15 protein-coding genes are annotated in these 18,476 nt (G+C 59.6%); 11 read left to right on the plus strand and 4 right to left on the minus strand.

Annotated elements, in window-relative coordinates; translation table 11 throughout:
- Positions 1 to 45: 45 nt before the first annotated feature.
- From RT582_RS01450 to RT582_RS01460, 3 genes are all read right to left on the minus strand, one after another.
- Positions 46 to 711, minus strand: a complete 666-nt coding sequence (locus RT582_RS01450; protein WP_179484965.1) for an SPOR domain-containing protein — start codon at positions 709 to 711, stop codon at positions 46 to 48.
- Positions 712 to 2,451, minus strand: coding sequence for an arginine--tRNA ligase (argS, locus tag RT582_RS01455; protein WP_312965399.1), 1,740 nt, complete (start codon positions 2,449 to 2,451; stop codon positions 712 to 714).
- A 114-nt stretch (positions 2,452 to 2,565) separates the two neighbouring features.
- A complete protein-coding gene (locus tag RT582_RS01460) occupies positions 2,566 to 4,788 on the minus strand; it encodes a primosomal protein N' (protein ID WP_312965397.1) in 2,223 nt (740 codons plus the stop codon).
- 192 nt (positions 4,789 to 4,980) lie between these two features.
- On the opposite strand from RT582_RS01460, the gene rpmE reads away from it, so the two are divergent.
- The 3 genes from rpmE (at position 4,981) to RT582_RS01475 (ending at position 7,426) form a co-directional block, all read left to right on the plus strand.
- Positions 4,981 to 5,193, plus strand: a complete 213-nt coding sequence (rpmE, locus tag RT582_RS01465) for a 50S ribosomal protein L31 (RefSeq protein ID WP_014821726.1) — start codon at positions 4,981 to 4,983, stop codon at positions 5,191 to 5,193.
- A gap of 20 nt (positions 5,194 to 5,213) precedes the next feature.
- Positions 5,214 to 6,008 (plus strand): thermonuclease family protein, encoded by a 795-nt coding sequence (locus RT582_RS01470; protein ID WP_313476269.1) that lies wholly within the window; start codon positions 5,214 to 5,216, stop codon positions 6,006 to 6,008.
- Between the two features lie 149 nt (positions 6,009 to 6,157).
- The gene (locus tag RT582_RS01475) at positions 6,158 to 7,426 is read left to right on the plus strand and encodes a malic enzyme-like NAD(P)-binding protein (protein ID WP_014821724.1); all 1,269 of its coding nucleotides are present in this window, start codon (positions 6,158 to 6,160) and stop codon (positions 7,424 to 7,426) included.
- A 63-nt stretch (positions 7,427 to 7,489) separates the two neighbouring features.
- On the opposite strand, the gene RT582_RS01480 is transcribed toward RT582_RS01475, so the two are convergent.
- A complete protein-coding gene (locus RT582_RS01480) occupies positions 7,490 to 9,922 on the minus strand; it encodes a penicillin-binding protein 1A (protein WP_014821723.1) in 2,433 nt (810 codons plus the stop codon).
- Positions 9,923 to 10,102: 180 nt separating this feature from the next.
- On the opposite strand from RT582_RS01480, the gene RT582_RS01485 reads away from it, so the two are divergent.
- The 8 genes from RT582_RS01485 to RT582_RS01520 are packed head-to-tail and all read left to right on the plus strand — an operon-like array spanning position 10,103 to position 18,380.
- Positions 10,103 to 11,167 carry a pilus assembly protein PilM gene (locus RT582_RS01485; protein ID WP_313476271.1) on the plus strand — a complete coding sequence of 355 codons (1,065 nt, stop codon included), beginning with the start codon at positions 10,103 to 10,105 and terminating at the stop codon, positions 11,165 to 11,167.
- Positions 11,167 to 11,739 carry a type 4a pilus biogenesis protein PilN gene (gene pilN, locus RT582_RS01490; RefSeq protein WP_014821721.1) on the plus strand — a complete coding sequence of 191 codons (573 nt, stop codon included), beginning with the start codon at positions 11,167 to 11,169 and terminating at the stop codon, positions 11,737 to 11,739. Before RT582_RS01485 ends, pilN begins: the two co-directional genes overlap by 1 nt.
- Positions 11,736 to 12,359 carry a type 4a pilus biogenesis protein PilO gene (pilO, locus tag RT582_RS01495; protein WP_003301043.1) on the plus strand — a complete coding sequence of 208 codons (624 nt, stop codon included), beginning with the start codon at positions 11,736 to 11,738 and terminating at the stop codon, positions 12,357 to 12,359. The genes pilN and pilO overlap by 4 nt, the downstream gene beginning before the upstream one ends.
- Entirely contained in the window at positions 12,356 to 12,883 is a 528-nt protein-coding gene (gene pilP / locus RT582_RS01500) for a type 4a pilus biogenesis lipoprotein PilP (protein WP_003301042.1), read from the plus strand. The genes pilO and pilP overlap by 4 nt, the downstream gene beginning before the upstream one ends.
- A 53-nt stretch (positions 12,884 to 12,936) precedes the next feature.
- Complete coding sequence (gene pilQ, locus RT582_RS01505) at positions 12,937 to 15,081, plus strand: type IV pilus secretin PilQ (RefSeq protein WP_014821720.1); 2,145 nt, start codon at positions 12,937 to 12,939, stop codon at positions 15,079 to 15,081.
- A 5-nt stretch (positions 15,082 to 15,086) separates the two neighbouring features.
- A complete protein-coding gene (gene aroK, locus RT582_RS01510) occupies positions 15,087 to 15,632 on the plus strand; it encodes a shikimate kinase AroK (protein WP_014821719.1) in 546 nt (181 codons plus the stop codon).
- A 23-nt stretch (positions 15,633 to 15,655) separates the two neighbouring features.
- The gene (gene aroB / locus RT582_RS01515) at positions 15,656 to 16,759 is read left to right on the plus strand and encodes a 3-dehydroquinate synthase (protein ID WP_014821718.1); all 1,104 of its coding nucleotides are present in this window, start codon (positions 15,656 to 15,658) and stop codon (positions 16,757 to 16,759) included.
- A 10-nt stretch (positions 16,760 to 16,769) separates the two neighbouring features.
- A complete protein-coding gene (locus tag RT582_RS01520) occupies positions 16,770 to 18,380 on the plus strand; it encodes an AAA family ATPase (RefSeq protein WP_313476275.1) in 1,611 nt (536 codons plus the stop codon).
- Positions 18,381 to 18,476 lie beyond the last annotated feature (96 nt).

Raw genomic sequence — 18,476 nt, forward strand, 5'->3', positions numbered from 1 at the left:
GCGCCAGAATGAAAAACGCCGGGTCGAAAGCCCGGCGTTTTTCATTCAGCGCGTCTGCCGCTGTTGCAACAGCAGGTTCTTGTAGCCGCTGGCGGCCAGCGTCTTTTGTGCGGCATTCAGTTGCTCGCGGCTGCCGAAGGGTCCGACCAGGACGCGATACCAGGGCTCATCACGCACCTTGACGCTTTCCACGCGCACGTCCTGACCAAGCAGGATGATCTGCGCGCGTACCCGATCAGCCTCCGCCTGCTGGCGGAACGAGCCGGCCTGCAGAAAGAACTGGGTAACTGGTGCCTTGGCCACTGTGGGCGGCGGCGGTGGTACCTGGCCATTGAGTGCGGCCTGCGCGCGGGCTTCGTCGATCTTCGCTGCTTCCTCCGGCGTTACCGGCTTGGTCGGCGGTTCCGGCTGCTTGGCTTCCGGCGGCAGAATCACTTCCGACTCCGGCAGCAGCGTATAGAAGTCGTACTTCGGCTTGGTCGCCTGCTCGCTGGCTGGCGTGCGCTTGGGCTGCTCCTTGATCGCGGTCTTGGGTGCGTCCTTGTTGCGCTTGACCTCCTCGCCACCCGGCTCAAGGCTCATCAGAAACATGATGAAACCGCCGATGACCAGGCCACAGACCAGCCAGATCCAGCCTGGTACGGCCTGTTTGGCCGGCGCCTGATAGCGGCTCGCGCCTCGTTTGGGCGCGGCTTTCTTCCTTGCAGCCACTTACATGCGCTCCAGAGTTTCCAGGCCGAGAAGTTCCAGGCCCTGCTTGAGGGTCTTGCCGGTCAGGGCAGCGAGGCGCAGTCGACTCTGCTTCTGCTCTGGTTGTTCGGCGCTGAGGATCGGGCAGTGCTCGTAGAAACTGGAGAACAGCCCGGCCAGATCGTACAGGTAAGCGCACAGCAAGTGCGGTTCGCCTTTCTCACCGACGCTGTTCAGCACTTCGCCGAACTGGGCGAGCTTGGCGGCGAGCGCCAGTTCCTGCTCAGCCTCGAGCTGAATCTGTCCGGCGATCTCATCGATGCCTTGACCCTGCTTGCGGAAAACGCTGGCCACGCGGGTGTAGGCATAGAGCAGGTAGGGCGCGGTGTTGCCTTCGAAGCTCAGCATCAGTTCGAAGTTGAAGCGATAGTCGCTGGTGCGGTGCTTGGACAGGTCGGCATATTTGACGGCGCTGATACCCACCGCGCGGGCGATCTGGCGCAGCTCGGCTTCATCGAGGTCCGGATTCTTGCCCTTGACCAAGGCATAGGCGCGCTGCTCGGCTTCGTCGAGCAGATCGATCAGCTTTACCGTGCCGCCGTCGCGGGTCTTGAACGGGCGGCCGTCGGCGCCGTTCATGGTGCCGAAGCCCATGTGCTCAAGCTGCATACCGGCATGGACAAAACCGGCGCGACGCGCCACTTCGAAAGCCATCTGGAAATGCAGGGCCTGGCGCTGATCGACGAAATACAGCGCGCGATCGGCATGCAGGACCTGGCTGCGGTAACGCATGGCTGCCAGGTCGGTGGTGGCGTAGAGGTAGCCGCCGCCGGCCTTCTGCACGATCACCGGGAGCGGATTGCCTTCGGCGTTCTTGAATTCGTCGAGGAAGACGCACTGCGCGCCGTTGTCCTCGGTGAGCAGACCTTTACTGCGCAGGGCTTCGACGATATCCGCAAGCTCGGCGTTGTAGGCGCTCTCACCCTTGACGTCGGCCGGGGTCAGCTTGACGTTGAGGCGGTCGTAGATCTTCTGGCAGTGCGACAGGGAAATATCGTTGAAGCGTGTCCACAGGCTCAGGCACTGTGCGTCCCCGGCTTGAAGCTTTACCACCAGTTCGCGGGCGCGGTCGGCGAACCCGGCGGACTCGTCGAAGCGCTGTTTCGCTGCGCGATAGAACTGCTCCAGGTCGGACAGCTCGCTTTCCGTCGCCGCCGGTTTCTCCTCGAGGTAAGCCAGCAGCATGCCGAACTGGGTGCCCCAGTCGCCGACGTGGTTCTGCCGGATCACCTCGTCGCCGAGGTACTCGAGCACACGACCGACGGCGTCACCAATAATGGTCGAGCGCAGGTGGCCAACATGCATCTCTTTCGCCAGGTTCGGCGATGACAGGTCGATCACCACGCGCTGAGGCGCCGACGCCTTGCGCACTGCCAGCTGTGGATCGGCCAGGGCCGCTTCGAGGCGCTCGGCCAGTGCGTCGCTGTTCTGGAAGAAGTTCAGAAAGCCTGGTCCGGCGATTTCCACCTTGCTGATCTGCGCATCCTGCGGCAGCGCGGCGATTAGCTTCTCGGCCAGGTCGCGCGGCTTCAGCCCGGCCGGTTTGGCCAGCATCATGGCGATGTTGCTGGCGAAATCGCCGTGGCTCTTGTCCCTGGTGTTTTCCACCTGAATCGCAGGGGTCAGCCCTTCAGGCAGGACGCCTTCAGCGGTCAGGCGGACGAGGGCTTGCTGGATCAGGTGGCGAATGCTGTCTTTCATGGTCGGCTCAGTCCGCAAGTGTGCGCGAAAACCCGGCATTATCGGGTCGCGATGGGTATCGCTTCAAGGTGCGTGGCGCGCAGGGCGGCAAAAGTCCGGGTTTCGATCAGGCGATCAGAACAGATCGATCGGGTCGACATCCAGGCTCCAGCGCACGGCACGACCGCCGGGCAGTTGTTCGAGCATCGGGACCCAGGCGCCCATCAGCCGGTGCAGGGTCGCCCGCGCGTTGCCCTGAAGCAGTAATTGCGCCCTGTAGCGGCCGGCACGCCGTTCCATCGGTGCGGGAACCGGTCCGAGCAGGTCGACGCCGTTGAGCTGCAGCTGGTCGAGCAACTGTTCGGCGAGGTTGCAGGCGTCGTCGAGGAAGGCTTCGGCCTGGCCGGGCTTCTGTGCCTCGGCGCGCAGCAGCGCCAGATGGCTGAACGGCGGCAGGCCGGCCGCGCGGCGCTCGGACAGGGCCTGCTCGGCGAAGGCGAAATAACCCTGTTCGGTCAGCTGCACCAGCAGCGGATGGTCGGCCAGATGCGTCTGGATGATGACCTTGCCAGGCTCCTCTGCGCGCCCGGCGCGCCCGGCGACCTGGACAATCAGCTGGGCCATGCGCTCGCTGGCGCGGAAGTCGGCTGAGAACAGCCCGCCGTCGGCATCGAGAATCGCCACCAGCGTGACGCGCGGAAAATGGTGACCCTTGGCGAGCATCTGCGTGCCGACCAGCAGGCAGGGTTCGCCGCGGTTGATGGTGCCGATCATCTGCTCCATCGCGCCCTTGCGCGAGGTGCTGTCGCGGTCGATACGCAGCACCGGATAGTCGGGAAAGAGGATGCCCAGGCGTTCCTCGGCGCGTTCCGTTCCGGCGCCAACCGGGCGCAGATCCACCTTGCCGCAGTCCGGACAGTTGCGCGGCGGTCGCTCGACGTGCCCGCAGTGGTGGCAGCGCAGTTCGTTGTGACGTTGATGCAGGGTCATCCGCGCGTCGCAGCGTGGGCACTGGCTGAGCCAGCCGCAGTCATGGCAGAGCAGGGTGGGGGCGAAGCCACGTCGGTTGAGGTAGACCAAAACCTGCTGGCCGGCGCCGAGGGTCTGGCCGATGGCCTGTTGCAGCGGGCCGGATATGCCGGCGTCCAGCGGGCGACTCTTGACATCCAGGCGCAGGAAGCGCGGCGACTGTGCATTGCCGGCCCGTTGCGTCAGCTTGAGCAGCGCATAGCGGCCGCTGTGGGCGTTGTGCAGGCTTTCCAGAGAGGGCGTGGCCGAACCGAGCACAATCGGCAGGTTCTCCTGGCGCGCGCGCAGCAGGGCCAGGTCGCGGGCGTGGTAGCGCAAGCCTTCCTGCTGTTTATAAGAGGCGTCGTGCTCCTCGTCGATGATGATCAGGCCGGGATTCTTCATCGGCGTGAACAGGGCCGAACGGGTACCGATGATGATATCCGCCTCGCCATCGCGGGCGGCGAGCCAGGCATCGAGTCGTTCACGATCGTTGACGTTGGAGTGCAGCAGCGCGATCCGGGCGTTGAAGCGCTGTTCGAAGCGGGCAAGCGTCTGTGGCCCCAGGTTGATCTCGGGAATCAGCACCAGCGCCTGCTTGCCGGCTTCCAATACGCGATGAATCAGTTGCAGGTAGACCTCGGTCTTGCCGCTGCCGGTCACCCCCGCCAGCAGGAACGCCTGAAATCCTCCGAGGCCGGCGCTCACCGCCTCGAAGGCTGCGCGTTGCTGTGTATTCAAGGTGAGCTCGGTCTGTAGCAGCCAGCCGCCACTGTGCCCGCGCGTCGGCCTGCTGCGGCGGGATTCGATACGCACCAGCCCCTTTTCCAGCAGCAGATCGAGGCTGTCCTTGTTCAGTTGCAGTTTGCTGAGCAGCGCATGTGGCAAGCCGTGAGCGTGCTGGGCGATGGCCTTCAGCGCTTCGCGCTGCCTGGGAGCACGAACCAATCGCGGATCGTCAGGGCTCGCGCCTTCGGCTACGTGCCAGTAGCGCTCTTGTCGCGCTTCAGCGGGTTCGCCCTGGCGCAGCAGTACCGGCAGTGCCCAGCTGAGGGTGTCGCCAAGGCTGTGCTGATAATACTGCGCGGTCCACAGGCAAAGCTTGAATAGCGGGGCGGGCAGGGGTGGTTTGCTATCCAGCAGTTCCAGGGCCGGCTTGAGCTTTTCCGCCGGCACTTCGCTGTGGTCGCTCAGCTCGACCAGAATGCCGACCACTTCGCGTCGACCGAAGGGCACGCGCAGGCGTACGCCTGGTTGAAGAGCGGCGGGTGACACGCCAGCCGGCGGCAGGTAATCAAACAGGCGACGCAGGGGTGAGGGCAGCGCCAGGCGGAGGATGCTGGAAGACACTCGATGATCCTTGGTGATGTGCGGCGATGGTAAACGATGACGCGATTCGGCGTCGTCGCGCGCGCGCCAGCGGCTCAGCGCGTCTGTCGCCCGCGCTTGCATCACCCTAGCGCTCTGGTATGATTCGCGCCCTACTTCGTGCGGTACTCGACATAGGGTCGGGTGGCGGCACACAATCCTAGAGGATTCACCATGAAAGCCGATATCCATCCTAATTACGTCGAAATCGAGGCCACCTGCAGCTGTGGCAACGTCATCAAGACCCGCTCCACGCTGGGCAAGAACCTGAGCCTCGACGTCTGCTCCGAGTGCCACCCGTTCTACACCGGCAAGCAGAAGGTGCTGGATACCGGTGGTCGTATCGATCGCTTCAAGCAGCGTTTCGGTGTGTTCGGCGCCAAGTAAGCTGGCGTATCGGGAATCCAATGGGGTTTTCCGAGCACATGAAAAAGGCGTCCCTGGTGGGCGCCTTTTTCGTTTCCGTCTTCTGGCAAATTCAAGCGCTTGCCTTCTGCCCGTCGCCGGGGCGCTTGTCGACGCTGGAAGTGGCCCAAGTCGTTGACGGCGATACGCTGCGTCTGGTCGATGGTCGCAGCGTGCGGCTGATCGGCATCAACACGCCGGAGCTGGGGCGTGACGGGCGCAAGGCCGAGCCTTTCGCGCTGGCCGCACGGCGCCGACTGCAGGCATTGGTGCAGGCCAGTGACGGGCGGGTCGGTCTGGTCCTGGGTCAGGAGCGGCAGGATCGCTATGGGCGCACGCTGGCCCATGCTTATGACGTGCAGGGACGTAATCTCGAAGCCGTGCTGCTTGCCGATGGCCTTGGCTTCATGGTCGCGGTGGCGCCGAATACGAGGCTGGTGGCCTGTCAGCAGCGGGCCGAGCAGCAGGCGCGGCAAAACGGTCTGGGTGTCTGGCGCGAGCTGAAGCCCGGCTCGCCGCAATCGTTGAAGCGTGGTGGCTTCGCGCTGCTCGAAGGCAGGGTCGAGCGGGTCGAGCGCAATCGCGGCGGCTATTGGCTGGAAATGGATGGTCCGCTGGTGGTGAACATACCGCCGCAGGCGCTTGACGCATTCGATGTCCGGACAATGACCGTGCTTGCCGGGAAGCGACTCGAGCTGAGGGGCTGGGTAGTCGACCGCCGCGGACGGGTGGGGGCCGGGCAGGCCCGCTGGATGCTGCGCGTCACCCATCCGGCGATGCTGGGGTTGACGCGCTGATCGGCTGTTCGTAACGGCGCGTGAATCTACCCGGAAAGTCGTAGCGGCTTGGGCTTGACAGTCAGCCGGCCCGCTGGCTTGTGAGTGCGCTTGTTCTTGGCGTATGCTCGACCGCCTGTCTGTCCCAGTAAAATAAGCGGAAATGCCACATGACTGACCTGAAAACTGCCGCGCTCGAATACCATGCCCAGCCCCGTCCAGGGAAATTGAGCGTCGAGCTGACCAAGCCCACCGCCACCGCTCGTGATCTTTCCCTGGCCTACAGCCCGGGTGTAGCCGAGCCTGTGCGCGAGATCGCTCGCGATGCGGAGCTGGCTTACCGCTACACTGGCAAAGGCAACCTGGTGGCTGTTATCTCCGACGGCACCGCTATTCTCGGCTTGGGCAACCTTGGCCCGCTGGCTTCCAAGCCGGTGATGGAAGGCAAGGGCGTGCTGTTCAAGCGTTTCGCTGGCGTCGACGTATTCGACATCGAAGTCGATGCGGAAAGCCCGCAGGCCTTCATTGATACCGTCAAGCGCATCTCGATCACCTTTGGTGGCATCAATCTGGAAGATATCAAGGCGCCGGAGTGCTTCGAGATCGAGCGGGCGCTGATCGAGCAGTGCGATATCCCGGTTTTCCATGACGACCAGCATGGCACCGCCATCGTGACGGCTGCCGGCATGCTCAATGCGCTGGAAATCGCCGGCAAGACTCTCGAGCAGGCCAAGATCGTCTGCCTCGGTGCTGGGGCTGCCGCAACCTCGTGCATGAAGCTGCTGGTCAGCATGGGTGCGAAAATCGAGAACATCTTCATGATCGATCGCAAGGGCGTCATCCACGCCGGCCGTGACGATCTGAACCAGTACAAGGCTGTGTTCGCCCATGAAACCGACAAGCGCACTCTGGACGATGCGCTCGAAGGTGCCGACGTTTTCGTCGGCCTGTCAGGCGCCAACCTGCTGAGTCCGGAAGGTCTCAAGCGCATGGCGGCCAATCCGGTTGTCTTCGCCTGCTCCAATCCTGATCCGGAGATCAGTCCGGAGCTGGCGCATGCGACGCGTTCGGATGTCATCATGGCAACTGGTCGCTCGGACTACCCGAACCAGGTCAACAACGTATTGGGCTTCCCGTTCATCTTCCGTGGCGCGCTGGATGTTCGCGCCAAGCGCATTAACGAGGAGATGAAGATCGCGGCCGCCATTGCGCTGCGCGATCTCGCCAAGTTGCCAGTGCCGGCTGAAGTGGCTGCTGCGTACGGTGTGGATAGTCTGGAATTCGGCCGCGAGTACATCATTCCGAAGCCAATGGATCCGCGTCTGATCACGTTGGTGTCTGATGCCGTGGCCAAGGCAGCCATCGAAAGTGGCGTGGCGACATTGCCTTACCCGTCGCATTATCCGCTGCAGTCGGTTAACGACGTTTTCAACGGCTGACCGCGCTGAAAAAACAAACCCCGCCAAGGCGGGGTTTTTTGTTGGCTGGCGAAAATCGGTCGATCAGAACAGATCCAGCGGGGCGGCTTCATCGGCCGGAAGAGGGCTTCCAGGTGCCTGGATTCCAGAGTCGAATTCACCCATGGGGGGCGGCGAATCCTCGCTCTTGAAGACCTCGAAATAGGCGTCAGGCGTGCTGGGTGTGGCAGAGCGACCGCTGACCGGATCGATGCGCAGCTTGAGCAGCCCGTCCGGCTCCGCTGGCGGGTGCTCGGGCATGTCCTTTAGCACTGCGCTCATGTAGCTCATCCAGATCGGCAGAGCGACCGTGCCGCCATATTCGTTGCGCCCCAGGCTTTGTGGCTGGTCGAAGCCCGCCCATACCGTGGTTACGATGTCGGCGTTATAGCCGGAGAACCAGCTGTCGATGGAGTCGTTGGTGGTGCCGGTTTTGCCTGCGATGTCACCGCGCCCCATGGCCAGCGCACGTCGCCCTGTGCCGCGCTTGATAACGTCCTGCAGCATGCTGGTCATGATGTAGGCGGTACGTTCATCGAGTACCTGCTCGGCAAGGCGTGGTTCGGCGTCGAGTGCCTCGCCGTCATTCAGGTCTCTAGTGTCAGGCGCTGCGTAAGCCTCGGCCTCTGTTTCCTCGATCTGGGTATTTCGCGATGGCACGCGTGCCGGGTTGGCCTCGAAGAGCAGCTTGCCTTCACGGTCTTCTATGCGCTCAATCAGGTATGGCTCGATCTTGTACCCACCGTTTGCAAAGGTCGTCCAGCCGGTGGCGATCTCCATAGGTGTAAGCGTCGCCGTACCCAATGCCAGAGATAGGTTGCGCGGCAGGTCCTGCGGATTGAAACCGAAGCGGCTGATGTAATCGATCGTGTGGTCGATGCCCATTGTCTGCAGCAGACGAATCGAAACCAGATTCCTCGATTTGTACAGCGCCTCGCGCATGCGGATCGGACCGAGGAACGTATTGTTGTCGTTCTTCGGGCGCCAGATGCGGTCCATGCCCTGTTCGACAAAGACGATGGGGGAATCGTTGACCAGGCTCGCGGCGGTGTAGCCCGCGTCCAGCGCTGCGCTGTAAATGAACGGTTTGAAGCTTGACCCGGGTTGGCGCTTGGCCTGGATGGCGCGGTTGTAGTTGCTCTGGCCAAACGAGAAACCGCCTGCGAGCGCTTCGATCGAACCATCCTGAGGGTCGAGTGAAACCAGTGCCGCCTGCGCCTGCGGCACCTGGCTGAATACGGCTGTTTCATCATCCTGCCAGCGAATGCGGACCACGTCGCCTAGCTTGACCACGTCGGCTGGGCGCTGCGGCCTTGGCCCCATGCTGTTGATGCCGAGGTAGGGACGGGCCCACTTCATGCTGTCCCAAGCGACTGCGTGCTCGTTTCCGTCGCGCGTCAGCACCAGAATCCCGCTGGTCTCTACCTGCGTGACGACGGCCGGCTGCAACCCGGAAAGGCTTCGGTACTTGGCCAGCTCGCTGGGCCAGCTATCGCGCGGCAGTTCTGCGAGGCGCGCTTCCGGTCCGCGGTAGCCGTGCCGCTGGTCGTATTCAATCAGTCCGTTGTCGAGTGCGAGGTTGGCAGCAAGCTGCCGCTCGCTGGACACCGTGGTCTTTACCCGGAAGCCATCCGTGTAGGCAGCGCTGCCGAAGCGGCCCACCATCTCGGCGCGCGCCATCTCCGCGATGTAGGCGGCATCCAGCTCGGGGGCTGCGCCGTGGTACCGAGCGGTCTCAGGTTCGGCGAGTGCTTGCCGATAGCTAGTTTCATCCAGTGAGCCAAGTCTGTGCATGCGGCCCAGGATCCAGTCGCGTCGTTCTTTGCTGCGGGTCGGATTAACCAATGGGTTGAATGCAGAAGGTGCCTTCGGCAGGCCGGCGATCATCGCCAGCTGTGCGACGCTAAGCTCCGAAATGGGCTTGCCGTAATACACCTGAGAAGCCGCCTCGATTCCATAGGCACGATTGCCAAGGTAGATCTTGTTGACGTACAGCTCGAGGATTTCGTTCTTGCTGAGCTCGCGCTCTATCTGCAATGCCAGCAGTATCTCGTTGATCTTGCGCGAGAAACTCCGCTCACTGGTAAGGAAGTAATTCTTCGCCACCTGCATGGTAATGGTGCTGCCGCCGGTCTGAATCTGCCCACTTTTCAATAATTGCGTGGCAGCGCGCATCAGGCCGGTTATGTCGACGCCATAATGATTAGCGAAATTGTCGTCCTCGGCAGCTAGCAGTGCGTGGATGAATTCCTCAGGGATGTCCTCGAAGTGGATCGGTGAGCGTCGCATTTCCCCGAACTCGGCGATCAGCTTGTCATCCGCGCTATAAACCCGCAGCGGAATTTGAAGCTGTATGCTCCGCAGGGAATCGACGGAGGGGAGGTTGGGGCTGAGGTAGAGAAATGCGCCGCTGATGCTCAGCAAGAGTGCGCAAAAGACTGCGAAGCACGACCAGAGAAAAAATTTCAAAAAACGCATCAGGGTTCTTGGAATCCAGAATTTGGGGGAGGAAGACTGCGGCGATGCTGAAAGGGAAAACCGTTCACATTATATGCGGTTTTTTTGCCGGGTAGCCATTTGCGCTTCTGTCAAGGCTGTTATCTAATGTGGATAAACATAATTAATCCGTAAGTTGCGGATAAAGATAGGAAATCGGTCGTGCTAGGGCTCTTCACTAAGAAAGCGAACACGCTGCTTGGGATCGATATCAGTTCGACCTCAGTCAAGCTCCTCGAATTAAGTCGATCAGGTAGTCGCTACCGCGTCGAGGCGTATGCTGTCGAGCCGCTCCCGGCAAACGCCGTAGTTGAAAAGAACATCGCTGAGCTCGAGGGCGTCGGCCAGGCATTGCAGCGGGTGGTTGCCAAGGCCAAGACCGGATGCAAGTCGGCGGTAGTGGCTGTTTCAGGTTCCGCGGTAATCACCAAGATCATCGAGATGGATGCTGGTTTGTCCGACGAAGAGCTCGAGAATCAGCTGAAGATCGAGGCGGACCAGTACATTCCCTATCCGCTGGAAGAAGTGGCGATCGACTTCGAAGTCCAGGGGCCGGCTCCTCGCTCTCCTGGCCGAGCAGAAGTCCTGCTCGCCGCTTGCCGCAAGGAAAACATCGAAATTCGTGAGGCAGCGCTTGCGCTGGCGGGGCTCACTGCCAAGGTGGTTGACGTCGAAGCCTATGCGCTTGAGCGGTCATACGGGCTACTCGCTCCACAGTTGGGTGCGGCGCATGGAGAGCTGACCGTCGCCGTGGTGGATATCGGTGCCACCATGACTACCCTCAGTGTTCTGCATAACGGTCGTACTATTTATACCCGTGAACAGCTTTTTGGTGGGCGTCAGCTGACGGAGGAAATTCAGCGACGCTACGGCCTTTCACAAGAAGAAGCTGGTCTAGCCAAAAAGCAAGGCGGCCTCCCAGACGACTACGACAGTGAGGTTTTGCTTCCGTTCAAAGAGGCAGTTGTGCAGCAGGTTTCTCGCTCGTTGCAGTTCTTCTTTGCGGCAGGACAGTTCCATGATGTCGACTGCATCCTGTTAGCGGGCGGGACGGCATCGATATCTGGGTTGGATCACATGATTCAGCAGAAGATCGGTACTCAGACTCTAGTTGCGAATCCATTCGCCGATATGGCTTTGAGCAGCAAAGTGAATGCTGGAGCGCTGGCTAGCGATGCGCCGGCCTTGATGATTGCTTGGGGCCTGGCGCTGAGGAGCTTCGACTAATGGCGCAAATCAACTTACTTCCGTGGCGTGAACAGCTGCGTGAAGAACGAAAGCAGCGTTTCCTAGCGTCTCTCGTCGGTGTGCTGGTCATAGCGGCTGGTCTGGTCTTTCTTGGAGATCGTTATTTCCAAGCTGCGATTGAGCAGCAGAGTGCGCGCAACGAGTTTGTCAAAAAGGAAATTGCGGTTCTTGATGCTCGTATTAAAGAAATCAAGGAATTGAAAGAGCGTCGTCAGCAACTACTGGAGCGAATGAAAATCATCCAGGACTTGCAAGGTAATCGACCTATTATTGGGCGAGTTTTTGATCAGCTTGTAAGGACTCTTCCGGATGGAGTGTATTTCACTTCGGTAAAAATGACCGGAAAGAATATTGCGATCATTGGTGCCGCCGAATCGAACAATCGTGTCTCCAACCTTATGCGCAATCTTGATGCCTCTGATTGGCTCGAAGCGCCGAATCTGAACGAGGTGAAAGCCGTCACCGCCGGTGCCGTGGATCAGGAAAATGTGTTCCAGCTGACGGTTCAGCAAACGCAGCCGGTTGCCGCTACGGAAGGAGCAAAGCCATGAGTCTGGCTGAATCGTTAGATAGTTTTCGCAAGATAGACTTCGCTGATCTCGATCTTAATAACCTCGGTTCTTGGCCTGCGCCGGTCAAGTTCATTGCCGGCGTTATGCTTCTCGCAGCGGTGCTTGCTCTAGGTTATTACTTTCATTTGCAGGATATGCAACTGCAATTGGAGCAGCAGCGCGCTCAGGAAGAAACCTTGAAGCAGCAGTTCTCGACCAAAGCCTTCCAGGCCGCCAATTTGGAAGCTTATAAAGCGCAAATGGCCGAGATGGAAACGTCGTTTGGTGCGTTATTGCGGCAACTGCCAAGCGATACCGAGGTCCCTGGGCTTCTGGAAGATATCACTCGAACAGGTCTCGGTAGTGGGCTGGAGTTCGAGGAAATCAAGTTGCAGCCAGAGGTGGCTCAGCAGTTTTATATCGAGTTGCCTATAAATATTAAGGTCGTTGGGGGGTATCACGATCTGGCAACTTTCGTGAGTGGTGTGGCAAGCCTTCCGCGTATCGTCACGCTACATGATTTCGAGATCAAGACTGAAAAGAACGAAGCTACATCAAAATTGCGGATGAACATCGTCGCTAAGACTTATCGTTATAACGACAAGGGGCTGCAGAAATGAATCGCGCGAGACTTACTGCGTTGGGCTTAAGTCTGGTTGCGCTGACTGGCTGCGGCAGCAGCAACGACTTCGGCGATCTGCAGCAATATATGAATGAGGTCAGGGCGAAGCCGAAAGGGACAATTGAGCCGCTACCGGCATTCATTCCCTACGAAGCCTTTACCTATAGCGCTGCCGCCCTGCGACATCCGTTTCAGCCTCCCGTCAAGCTTGATTTAACCCAGCGGCAAAAGGGCTCAAAAGATATCCAGCCCGATGAGTCGCGAGTCAAGCAGTTTCTTGAGGGGTTCAATATCGAGAACTTCACGATGGTAGGCACGTTAGCCAATGGTGGGGGGCGGTACGCCTTGATCAAGGGCGGCGACGGGGTTCATCGCGTCAAGATTGGTGACTATTTGGGGCGCAACCATGGCCGTATCGTCGAGATCAGCGATGCGGGAGTGGATGTAGTGGAAATCGTACCTGATGGAGAGGGTGGGTGGCTCGAGCGCCCGCGCAGTCTGACCTTGAAAGAGCGCACCTAGCGCGGGGCAAAAGCATGGAAAACCTTTACCGGTCTGCACAACGGAAGCAATTTATGAACACTACCCTTTCACGCCTAGGTATCTCTTTGCTGGCGGCGTTTATTTCTCCAGCCCTGCTGGCGGCCAACCTGAACGCCCTCGATGTCGCTACGCTGCCTGGCGACCGTGTTGAATTGAGGTTTGCGTTCGACGAACCGGTGGCTGCACCGCGTGGTTATACCCTCGATCAGCCTGCGCGGATCGCGCTCGACCTACCCGGCATATCCAATAAGCTCGGAGCGAAGAATCGCGAGCTAGGAGTTGGCAATGCGCGGAGCGTGACCGTCGTTGAAGCCCAAGGCCGTACCCGACTGATCGTTAATCTCAATACTCTGGTGCCCTACTCCACTCGCGTAGATGGTAACAATCTCTTTGTGGTACTGGGCGAAAGTTCGGGTGCTGTACGTGCCCCAGCTGTTTCAGCTGCGCCCGTTGCTCCAGTGGCTGCGCCTGCCAAGGCGATGGCTGTAGGTAAGGCGATCGAGAACATCGATTTCCGTCGGGGTGAAGACGGTGCCGGAAACGTCGTTATTACGCTCTCTGACCCATCGGTAGGCTCGACCATTGAGGAGCAGGGCGGAAAGATTCGTGTCCTCTTCGACAAAGCTCAACTGCCGGAGGCGCTGCGTGTTCGTCTTGATGTTCAGGATTTCGCTACGCCCGTGAAATTTGTCGATTCGTCCGCTCAGGCCGGTGGAGCTAGTGTCGCCATCGAGCCGACCGGTCGATACGATTATCTGGCGTACCAGACAGACAACAAACTGACCATCAGCATCAAGCCTCTGACCGAGGATGAAGCCGAGAAGCGCAAGGCTGAGCGCTTTGCTTATTCGGGCGAGAAACTCTCGCTCAACTTTCAGGATATCGACGTTCGGTCCGTACTGCAGCTGATCGCTGATTTCACCGATCTGAACCTGGTGGCGAGCGATACCGTCGCTGGCAACATAACCCTGCGTCTGCAAAACGTGCCTTGGGACCAGGCGCTGGATCTGGTGCTTAAAACCAAAGGTCTGGATAAGCGCCAGGTTGGTAACGTGCTGCTGGTCGCGCCTGCCGACGAGATTGCTGCCCGTGAGCGTCAGGAGCTTGAGTCGCAGCGGCAGATCGCCGAGCTTGCTCCACTTCGTCGCGAGGTCGTGCAGGTCAGTTATGCAAAGGCTGCAGATATTGCCCAGTTGTTTCAGTCGGTGACAGACAATGGAGGAGGCGCTGAAGAGCGGGGATCTATTGCTGTCGATGACCGTACGAACAATATAATTGCTTATCAAACACAGGATAGGTTGGATGAGTTACGCCGTATTGTGGCGCAGTTGGATATACCCGTGCGCCAGGTGATGATTGAGGCAAGGATAGTCGAAGCCAATGTCGATTATGACAAGAGCCTTGGCGTGCGTTGGGGAGGCAATCTTTGGGCTGGCGACAAGTGGAATGCTTGGGGGCGTGACGGGAATCTTGGAGTGGCAGACGACCCGGATGCCTCTGGTAAGCCTGGTGATGAGGACTATATTCCTTCGCGTCAGGTTGGACGCTTTCCTGGGGTTCGGGAAATTCCACTAAACACGCCATTTGTGGATATGGGTGCCATAGGCGCAACGTCGGGATTTGGGCTGGGCTTCGTGACCGATAATGCCATTCTTGACCTGCAATTGTCAGCGATGGAGAAAACCGGCAACGGTGAAGTCGTTTCGCAGCCTAAAGTGGTGACCGCTGATAAGGAAACGGCAAAGATTCTGAAGGGTGCGGAGGTTCCTTACCAAGAGGCGAGTTCCAGCGGTGCAACTAGCACTTCTTTTAAAGAGGCAGCTCTTTCGCTGGAGGTGACTCCACAGATTACCCCGGATAACCGGATCATCATGGAGGTAAAGGTTACTAAGGACGAGCCTGACTTTTCTCAAGCTGCCAGCACCGGTGGTGTTCCAGCCATCCGTAAGAACGAAGTTAATGCGAAGGTCCTGGTGACTGATGGCGAAACGATTGTTATCGGCGGTGTCTTTTCCAATACGCAGAGCAAGTCCGTGGATAAGGTTCCTTTGCTAGGTGATCTTCCCTTCGTAGGGCGTCTGTTCCGTCGTGATTTGGTGCAGGATCGAAAATCGGAGCTGCTTGTGTTCATCACGCCTCGGATCATGAATAATCAGGCGATTCAAGCCAGTCGCTGAGATTAATGCAGAACTTCATTCTCGTAGGCCCGATGGGTGCTGGCAAAAGCACCATCGGGCGTTTGCTTGCCAAAGAGCTTCGTCTCCCATTCAAGGATTCCGATAAGGAGATCGAACAACGGACCGGTGCCAGCATTCCACTGATCTTTGACGTGGAGGGTGAGGGTGGCTTTCGTGAGCGGGAGCGGGCGGTGATCGCCGATCTCTGCCAGCTCGAGGGAGTGGTGCTGGCCACTGGTGGTGGTGCGGTGTTGCGAGAGGATAATCGGCAGGCCCTTCGTGCGGGTGGGCAAGTCGTCTATCTTTGCACGTCGGTCGACCAGCAGCTCGAACGCACCGCCCGCGACCGCAACCGGCCGCTATTGCAGGCTAGTGATCCCCGCAGCGTTCTGTCCGCCCTCATGGCCATTCGCGATCCGCTATATCGCTCGATAGCGGACGTCATCATCGAAACCGACGAACGTCCGCCGCGGATGGTTGTGACGGAAATTCTCGACCGGCTCGCGTCTTTACCGCCTCGTGAAAGCCGAGATGAATCTGCGCTATCCTAGACCCCTTTATTGTTGGGGGCCCCATGCAGACTCTTCAGGTCGATCTCGGTGAGCGTAGCTATCCCATTCATATTGGCGAGCGGTTGATTGATCGCGCCGAGCTGTTTTCCGACAGGATCCGCGGGCGACAGGTGGCCGTTGTCACTAATGAAACTGTTGCGCCGCTGTATCTCGATCGACTGACTCAGACCCTTTCCGACTACACCGTTACTCCGGTGATTCTTCCCGACGGGGAGGAACACAAGAATTGGCAAACCCTGCAGCTGATCTTCGACGCTCTGCTCGGAGCTAGGCACGATCGCAATACCACGGTCATCGCGCTGGGTGGCGGCGTCATTGGCGATATGGCGGGCTATGCAGCGTCCAGCTATCAGCGTGGCGTGGACTTCATTCAGGTTCCCACCACGCTATTGTCGCAAGTGGACTCTTCGGTCGGCGGCAAGACCGGTATCAATCACCCTCTAGGCAAAAACATGATCGGGGCGTTCTATCAGCCCCGAGCGGTCATCATTGACACCGCGACCTTGAAGACATTGCCGCCTCGTGAGCTTTCTGCGGGGCTGGCTGAGGTGATCAAGTATGGGCTTATCTGCGACGAGCCCTTCCTTGGCTGGCTTGAGGCAAATGTTGATCGACTTCGAGCGCTTGATCCTGTGGTGCTGACGGAGGCGATCCATCGCTCCTGCGCTGCAAAGGCCAAGGTGGTGAACGCTGATGAGCGCGAGTCCGGCGTGCGCGCGATTCTCAATCTAGGTCACACATTTGGCCACGCGATAGAAACACATATGGGCTATGGCGTCTGGTTGCATGGTGAGGCCGTGTCGGCGGGAACCGTGATGGCGTTGGAGATGTCTTGTCAGCTGGGCTGGATCACGCGGATGGAGCGTGACCGGGCCATCAAGTTGCTGCAGCGCGCGGCGCTTCCGGTCGTGCCCCCTGCGCAGATGAAGCCGCAGGACTTTCTCGAGCACATGGCCGTCGACAAGAAGGTTCTGGACGGTCGGCTGCGCCTCGTTTTGCTGCGGCGAATGGGCGAGGCTGTTGTGACCGGGGACTTTCCTCGCAACGTGCTGGAAACCACCTTGAGCGCCAGTTACGGTGCAATGACGGAACACCTTGGAGCATAAGAAAATTTCCATGACCAGTTTGTCTGCGGACGACGCGTTTCTGAATCACTATGGCTTCAGCCATGACCCGTTTGCTGCTCGCGTTCCGGGCTTCAAGTTCTTCCCCGCGCAGCGCAAGCCGGTGCTTGGGCAGCTTCATCATCTGGCGCGCTACAGCCAGTTGCTGCTGCTGGTTACCGGGCCGGAGGGAAGTGGAAAAACCCTTTTGCGTCAGGCACTGGTTGCCAGTAGCAACAAGCAGGCGGTTCAGAGCGTAGTCATTACCCCTCAGGCTACGATGGATGCGAGCGCGCTGTTGGCACAGATCGCTCAAGCACTGAACAGCCAGGAGGCCGATTTCGACGGCGTGATGGCCCAGGTCATCCAGCTGGCGTTGACAGGTCAGGAAGTCTATCTATTGGTCGACGACGCCGAGCAGTTGACGGGTGCTGCGGTGGAAACTCTTCTGCGTCTAGCTGCGGGCACCCCTGAGGCCAGGCCGCATGTGTTCCTGTTCGGTGAGTCTGCGCTTGGCGGGCGGCTCGAGGCCTTGAGTGATGGCGAGGAGCGCTACCATGCCATCGCGCTGCAGCCGTATGAAGAGGACGAAACCAGGGAGTACCTGGCATTGCGGCTGGAGGGTGCCGGTAGCGGCCTAGAGTGTCTGAGCGAAGAGCAGATTGGTCGTATCCATGAGCAGTCTGGTGGTTGGCCGGGGGCGATCAATCAGTTGGCCCGAGACGAGCTCATCGCCGCGATGCAGAGCAAGCGCGGTCGGCGGAAATCGGGCGGTATCGGATTTCCGCTACCCAAAAAACATTTGGTCGCTGTAGTCGCAGTCCTTGTTCTTATAGCGGTCGGCTTTCTTTTCTTGCGTGGCGGCGATTCCGAGCGCCCTTCGGCCCCCGAAGTGACCTCCCTGCCGCTCGATGCTTCGCCTGTCTCGGGGCCGGCTGCTGAGACCGCGGAGCAGGACCCGGCTGCCATCGAGTTCGATGGACAAGAGCGGCCGTTGTCCCTGCCACTGGGTGGCGACGCACAGCCGGTGGTGCGCGAGCCGCTGGCAGCCGCTGCTGGTGGCGAGAGCGAGGACGAGAATGGCGGGCCCACCGCGAATGCCGCAATCCCTACAATTCCTGCACCTGCACCTGCACCTGCACCTGCACCTGCACCTGCACCTGCACCTGCACCAGCACCAGCACCAGCACCAGCACCAGCACCGAGCGAGCGTGTTCAGCCCGCACCCGCTCCGCAAGTTGCTGCTCCGGCTCCCGCTCCGGCGCCAGCGTCACGCCAAGTGCGGCCGAATGCCGCAGAGCGTGCGCCTGCTGCAGCAACTGCCTCGGGCTCAACCAATAGCACTTGGTATGCGAGTCAGCCGGGAAGCAATTATCTGGTCCAGATTCTGGGGACTCGTGTCGAGAAGAACGCTCAAGCGATCGTCCGGCAGCATGGCGGTAACTACCGATACTTCGCCAAAGTGCATGAAGGCAAGCCGCTCTACGTCGTGACTTACGGCAACTTCGCGAATCGTGCTGCTGCGGTCGCAGCGGTCAAGACGCTGCCCGTCTCGTTGCAGGCTGGCAAGCCGTGGGTACGAAATTTGGCAGGCGTGCAACAGGAAATCAAACAGACTCGATAGAAAAATGCCCCAGAAAAGTGCGCAATGCACCTTTTTGGGGCTTGCAAAAATAAATTGTGTCGCTCTAGCTGGCTTTGTAAACTGCTCCCCCTTTTG

The organism is Stutzerimonas kunmingensis (assembly GCF_032106285.1).
GTDB lineage: Bacteria > Pseudomonadota > Gammaproteobacteria > Pseudomonadales > Pseudomonadaceae > Stutzerimonas > Stutzerimonas kunmingensis_B.